The organism is Pseudoalteromonas sp. TAE79, assembly GCF_000498015.1.
GTDB lineage: Bacteria > Pseudomonadota > Gammaproteobacteria > Enterobacterales > Alteromonadaceae > Pseudoalteromonas.
This window is the reverse complement of the sequence record NZ_AUTL01000293.1, coordinates 1-6,069: the sequence shown is the minus strand read 5'-3', so window position 1 is coordinate 6,069 and position 6,069 is coordinate 1. Positions and strand designations below refer to the sequence as shown.

Annotated in this window: 6 protein-coding genes; 5 read left to right on the top strand and 1 reads right to left on the bottom strand. The window is 45.6% G+C overall.

Features of this window, described 5'->3' with window-relative positions:
* The 5 genes from tuf (at position 1) to L655_RS0124395 (ending at position 5,500) form a co-directional block, all read left to right on the top strand.
* Positions 1 to 1,185, top strand: a complete 1,185-nt coding sequence (gene tuf, locus L655_RS0124415; RefSeq protein ID WP_024596766.1) for an elongation factor Tu — start codon at positions 1 to 3, stop codon at positions 1,183 to 1,185.
* A gap of 530 nt (positions 1,186 to 1,715) precedes the next feature.
* Complete coding sequence (locus L655_RS0124410; protein ID WP_012520203.1) at positions 1,716 to 2,006, top strand: helix-turn-helix transcriptional regulator; 291 nt, start codon at positions 1,716 to 1,718, stop codon at positions 2,004 to 2,006.
* Positions 1,996 to 3,351 (top strand): type II toxin-antitoxin system HipA family toxin, encoded by a 1,356-nt coding sequence (locus L655_RS0124405; protein WP_024606567.1) that lies wholly within the window; start codon positions 1,996 to 1,998, stop codon positions 3,349 to 3,351. Before L655_RS0124410 ends, L655_RS0124405 begins: the two co-directional genes overlap by 11 nt.
* Before the next feature lie 12 nt (positions 3,352 to 3,363).
* Positions 3,364 to 4,368 (top strand): SEC-C domain-containing protein, encoded by a 1,005-nt coding sequence (locus L655_RS0124400; RefSeq protein WP_024606566.1) that lies wholly within the window; start codon positions 3,364 to 3,366, stop codon positions 4,366 to 4,368.
* 10 nt (positions 4,369 to 4,378) lie between these two features.
* Positions 4,379 to 5,500 carry a hypothetical protein gene (locus tag L655_RS0124395; RefSeq protein ID WP_024606565.1) on the top strand — a complete coding sequence of 374 codons (1,122 nt, stop codon included), beginning with the start codon at positions 4,379 to 4,381 and terminating at the stop codon, positions 5,498 to 5,500.
* A gap of 9 nt (positions 5,501 to 5,509) precedes the next feature.
* Here L655_RS0124395 and L655_RS0124390 read toward each other — a convergent pair.
* Positions 5,510 to 6,069, bottom strand: a 560-nt coding sequence (locus tag L655_RS0124390; protein WP_024606564.1) for a class I SAM-dependent methyltransferase, incomplete at its 5' end; no start/stop codon positions are given.

Here is a 6,069-nt window from a genome sequence, read left to right as displayed (position 1 = left end):
ATGGCAAAAGAAAAGTTTGAACGCGTAAAACCGCACGTAAACGTTGGTACAATCGGCCACGTTGACCACGGTAAAACTACACTAACTGCAGCAATCACTAACGTACTTGCAAAAGTATACGGCGGTGTTGCTAAAGATTTCGCATCAATCGACAACGCTCCAGAAGAGCGCGAACGTGGTATCACTATTTCAACGTCTCACGTTGAATACGATACTCCTACACGTCACTACGCACACGTAGATTGTCCTGGTCACGCCGATTATGTTAAAAACATGATCACTGGTGCTGCTCAAATGGACGGCGCGATCTTAGTAGTTGCTGCGACAGATGGCCCTATGCCACAAACGCGTGAGCACATCCTTCTTTCTCGTCAGGTTGGCGTTCCTTACATCATCGTATTCATGAACAAATGTGACATGGTTGATGACGAAGAGCTACTTGAACTAGTAGAAATGGAAGTTCGTGAACTTCTTTCTGAATACGATTTCCCAGGTGATGACTTACCTCTAATCGCTGGTTCTGCGCTTAAAGCGTTAGAAGGCGAGAAAGAGTGGGAAGATAAGATTGTTGAGCTTGCAAACGCACTTGATTCTTACATCCCAGAGCCAGAGCGTGACATCGATAAGCCATTCATCATGCCTATCGAAGACGTTTTCTCAATCCAGGGTCGTGGTACTGTTGTAACTGGTCGTGTTGAAGCTGGTATCATCCGCATCAATGACGAAGTAGAAATTGTTGGTATCAATGATACAACTCGTTCTACTTGTACTGGTGTTGAAATGTTCCGTAAGCTTCTTGACGAAGGTCGTGCTGGTGAGAACATTGGTGCACTTCTACGTGGTACTAAGCGTGAAGACGTTGAACGTGGTCAAGTACTAGCTAAGCCTGGTTCAATCAATCCACATACTACATTCACTTCAGAAGTATACGTACTTTCTAAAGATGAAGGTGGTCGTCATACTCCATTCTTCAAAGGTTACCGTCCACAGTTCTACTTCCGTACAACTGACGTAACTGGTGACGTTCAGTTACCAGAAGGCGTAGAAATGGTAATGCCTGGTGATAACATCAAGATGACAGTAACTCTAATCGCACCAATCGCGATGGATGAAGGTCTTCGTTTTGCTATCCGTGAAGGTGGCCGTACTGTAGGTGCTGGTGTTGTAGCAACTATCGTAGCGTAATTATTAGCCTAGCTAATTATTACCAAAAAGCCCGAGCTTAGTCTCGGGCTTTTTAATGTCTAAAATAAAGTACGATTTAAGATGCCGCTTTAACCTTAGGTGAAGATACTTGGTAACAATACTCAAAGTATCATTAGTGGTATTACTAAAAACCCGAGCTAAGCTCGGGTTTTGATAAGTTATGAATGTGCCATACTTAGCTGAAAACTATTCAATATTTTGGATCTGCTCATTGAGCAGCGGACTAGATCCTAACAAACTCAATGAGTTATCGAAAAGAAACCGCTCAAAAATGCCTGTTTGCCCACCAAACTGCCCACCACTTGCCTATGGCTTTTACTAAATCTTAGTGGTTAGCAATGGAAAAACAGTGTCGTTTTTATGCTGCTGTTAGAGCTAAAACATAGCAGTTTTGAAGGGCTTTATCGAGTAATTTTTTCAACACCTTATTTAATAATGGATACAATAATATCCACTTTCTATTTTATTTCGCTATAATGGATATGACTGTATCCATTTGGCTTTTGCGGATGAAATTTACCTTACTTGATGATACCGATGTAAGCCACGCCTATGCGGCTTATTTACGTGAGTTACGAAAGCAGGCAAAGCTGTCACGAGCGGCGCTTGCTGAGCGAAGCTGCGTACCTGCGGCCACCATTAAGAAATTTGAGCTGACCGGGCAAATTTCATTTCGCCAATTGCTGTTGCTATGGCAGACCCTCGACTCGCTTGGGCGTTTGTACGAGCTCACGCAACCTAGCAAAGAACGCGCTGCTATACCCACGAGTATTGATGAGGTGTTAAAAGATGAGTTTTAACCCCATTCAAAAACTCGCCGTAACTCGTACGTTAAGCTCAGGTGAGCAGGTTGCTGTAGGGGTCTTGGCGCAGAATCGGCAAGGCGTTTTTTTTCAGTATGCAGACAGCTATTTGCAGCAGTTTGGCAACTTATCTCCTTTTACCTTGCATGCGAACGCGCAAGTTCAAGTCGCACCTAAGCAGCCACACCAAGGTGTACATGGCGTATTTGGAGATTGTTTGCCCGATGGCTGGGGCATGCTGTTACAAGATCGTATTTTCCGGCAACAAGGCATCCTGCCTAATCAATTAACGGCGATGGATAGACTGGCCTTTGTCGGTGATAAAGGCATGGGAGCATTGTCTTTTTCTCCGGTGTCTGAGTTTTCAGCCACCACGCACGCGGATATTGATTTAGCGACGTTAGGCTTAGAAGCACAAACGCTGTTCGATGCTTCGATGTCAGATTATATGGATGATAATCACGATGAGTTAGATGGGCATACGCAACAGGTGTTGGCCGCATTAGTCGCCGGAGGTAGTTCGGGGGGAGCAAGGCCCAAGGCGCAGATTTATATGCCTGCTGGGGAAACTCAACATTGTCGAACCTTCGCTCAGCCTGGAGATGAGGCTTGGCTGGTTAAGTTTACCTCTAAAAATCTCGCGCTCGGCCATGAAGAAGGTTTGTGTGAGGCGGTTTATTTACAAATGGCAGAAGTTGCTAAGTGTCAACCGCCACAATGGCAACTCATTGAAGCACCACCTACCAGCGGTGCGTCTGCCTGGTTGGCGCTTAAGCGTTTTGATTATGTCACTGAACAGGCCGACTTAGGCAGCAAGCGCAGTGCAGGTCGATTGCATATGCACAGCGCTTGCGGGCTGCTGGATGCAGACTTTCGAACGCCAAGTTTAGATTACATTGATTTAATCAAAGCCAGCCGTCAGTTGTGTAAATCGCCAGCGGCTGGACAACTGCAATTTCGCCGCGCCATTTTTAATCTGCTGTCGTCTAATCAAGACGACCACAGTAAAAACTGGGCGTTTTTGCAAGCGGATGACGGTCAATGGAACCCTGCCCCTTTTTACGATGTTACTTACAGCCCCCATCCATTCAACGAACACGCCACTGCATTCGGCGGTTATGGCAAAGCGCCACCGCTTAAGGTGATGCAAAAACTTGCTACCAGTGCTGGCTTTTCGAATTGGCATGATGCAAGGCAAGTCATTGAAGAAGTCGCAGAAGCCATCAGCCAATTTACGTATCTGGCACAGCAGCAAGGGATCAGTAAAACAACCGTATCTGCAATTGCTAAGACATTGGATCAGCGCAAACAGGAAAATGCAGCGCTTTTTCTACAACAATAAGAAGGGACAACAATGAAGCTCGGCCGAAACGATCCTTGCCATTGTGGCAGTGGTAAAAAATTTAAACGTTGTTGTATGAGCAGCGTTTCCAAGCAACATGCCCAAGTTTTCGATGATGTTGAAACCATGCTGGCAATGAACCCAAATTTGAGCCTTGATGAACTCAATGCCGCATTGCAACACAAAGTGCAAGATCGCAATAATCAGCCTCATCCCGATTTTTGTGGCGTGACGCCAACGCAAATGGCCAATTGGCTTTATGCGCCTTTTGATCAATTACAGTGGGTGACAATCAGCACTCCCGACTCTCTTTCTGCCAGCCCTGTGATTCGTTATCTAGCGCTCATTCTTGATGATGCCATGGCGCAAGAAGGCTCCTTCAAAGCCACAACTAAAGGCAACTTACCGACTAAATTAGTCAAACAGGCCAGTGAGTTATTGCCCGAATTTGCCGTTGCTCAATTCGAACGTAACATTAGTATCAGCGAGTTTGCGGGCAGCAACGAAGACAAGTTTAATGCTTTGCACTACACCCGAGTGCTTGCCGAAATTAGCGGTATTATTTATCGACGTAGCGGCCGCTACCATGTGAAAAAATCAGCGCAAAAGCAGTATCAGGTGTTAGGTATACAAGCATTTTTTAAACCTATGTTAGAGGCCGCCATCAGCAAATATAACTGGGGCTATTTGGACGGTTTTGAGTTTGATGCCGACTTGCGAACCTTTTGGCTGTTTATGCTGTGGCGTATTCAAAGCCACAGTAGTGTAGATCTGCTGGTTGAAGAGGTGAAAGTGGCTTTCCCAGATTTACTACAGGGTTTCCCAGTAGATGATTACTTCTCGCCGGAAAGAAACTTAAGCATACTCATCGAATCACGGTTTATTGAGCGATTTTTACAGTTTTGGGGATTTGTGACCCTTGATCCAAGAAGTTTTTTAAACACGGAATCTGTTGGTAGGACGGTACAGGTACTGCCTTTATTGAAACAAACTTTTCAATTCACAATAAATACATAGCAAGGTCATCGTGAGCGAATATCAATACTATAAATTTGAGCGTCTGGATGGGTATTTAGATGCTAAAGCACGTCAAGCACTCAGGGCCATTTCAAGCCGTGCCGAGATCAGCGCTACGTCCTTTCAGGTGTATTACACCTACAGTGACTTAAAGGCAGAGCCTTTTGAGCTGATGTTAAAATACTTTGATATCGGTTTTTACTATGCCGATTGGGGCTCAATCGATGCCTACATCAAGCTACCAGCAGGAACGCTCCCTGACGCTTTACTTTGCTTTTCAAGTGATGGGCTTCATATTCACGAAAACGATGAGTGGCAGTTGCTGATTTTTTCCCTTGAGGAGTATGACGAATATTTTGACGATGAGCATGCCGACCAATTTTTCCAGCATTTAGCTGGGTTACGCAGCCGATTAATGCAAGGGGATTGGCGCCTTGTCTACTTTATGTGGCTAAAAATGTTTGATTTTAATGATGACGTTGAGCGAGTGCCGTTAATTCAATTCGATTTTGAGCACCTTAATGAAGAAGTGCAGGCGTTTGCAGCGCTGTATGATATTCCCTTAGCATTGGTTAAGGCACTCGCCATGGTGCTGAACGCACAACCCAGCCATCAAGCCAAACAAGCCCAGTTTCAGTTTGATACGTGGCTAAACAATCTCACGGAAGTTGAGAAAGACACGCTATTACGCGCGCTGTTTGAGCAAGGCCAGCTAACTCGCCATCAAGCCTTAGCGCTGACGCGAAAAGAACCTGCCAACATAGACGAAATCTATCAGTATTGGTTAACCCCCGAAGTAATTTCCCCTTTCATTGAGCAAGCCCAAAGCCAATTACAGCAAGAGCAAGCCGCAGCACTCGCAAAGAAAATGGCTATTGAAAAAGCAGAAAAAGAAAAAGCGTTGACGGATGTTTACAATCGGCGTGAGCACTACTGGCAGCAAGCACAAGAGCAAGCGGATCGCACTTGCGCCAGTGGTTATGATGCGGCATCACACTATTTGTATCAGCTGTTTGAGGCCTATCAGTTCAAAGCGGATGAAGCGGTGTTTGAACAACGTTTTAAGCGCTTTGTTGTGGCGAATAATAGCCGGAAAGCGCTGTTAAATCGTCTCAAAAGTCTACTTTTATAGGGCGTTCCGTTACGCCCCTTTGCGTAGCACAAACATGTGGTACCCAAACTCGCCTAGGTAGCGTTCATAAATCGCAATTTCTCGCTCGATATCTGCGATGGCGTTTGAATTTGGCATGCTTGCTTTTACTTCTGCCACTCGCGCTTTGAGTGGCTGATAGTAATCGTGCCATGCTTGTTCCCTTAAGGTGAAATGATCAATCACTTCAAAGCCTGCTTGGCGCATTTGGCCTAAGCGTTTTTCGATGGTTTGCATATCTGGGTATTCACCTTCCCAGAATGCGACCGCCTCTTGGCTTGGGTTATCGGTTAACCAGATCAAATCACTGACGACCATATAGCCACGATTAGTCAGTAGTTTACGCCACTGGGTTAACGCTTGCTCAACCCCCATTATGTAAGCTGAGCCTTCTGACCAGATGCAATCAAAGCTTTCAGGTGGAAAAGGCAGATCCGTCATGTTGGCGCAGCTTAAGGTAACGCGGGTATCTAACCTCTGCTCAGTGAGGCGTTCACCGAGTTCATCCAGCGCACTTTGCTCGTTATCCACTGCCACAATCTCGGCTTGGG

Bases quoted from the DNA above. Each gene is read 5' to 3' on its own strand.
- tuf (WP_024596766.1), top strand. From the start codon at position 1: ATGGCAAAAGAAAAGTTTGAACGCGTAAAACCGCACGTAAACGTTGGT.
- L655_RS0124410 (WP_012520203.1), top strand. From the start codon at position 1,716: ATGAAATTTACCTTACTTGATGATACCGATGTAAGCCACGCCTATGCG.
- L655_RS0124405 (WP_024606567.1), top strand. From the start codon at position 1,996: ATGAGTTTTAACCCCATTCAAAAACTCGCCGTAACTCGTACGTTAAGC.
- L655_RS0124400 (WP_024606566.1), top strand. From the start codon at position 3,364: ATGAAGCTCGGCCGAAACGATCCTTGCCATTGTGGCAGTGGTAAAAAA.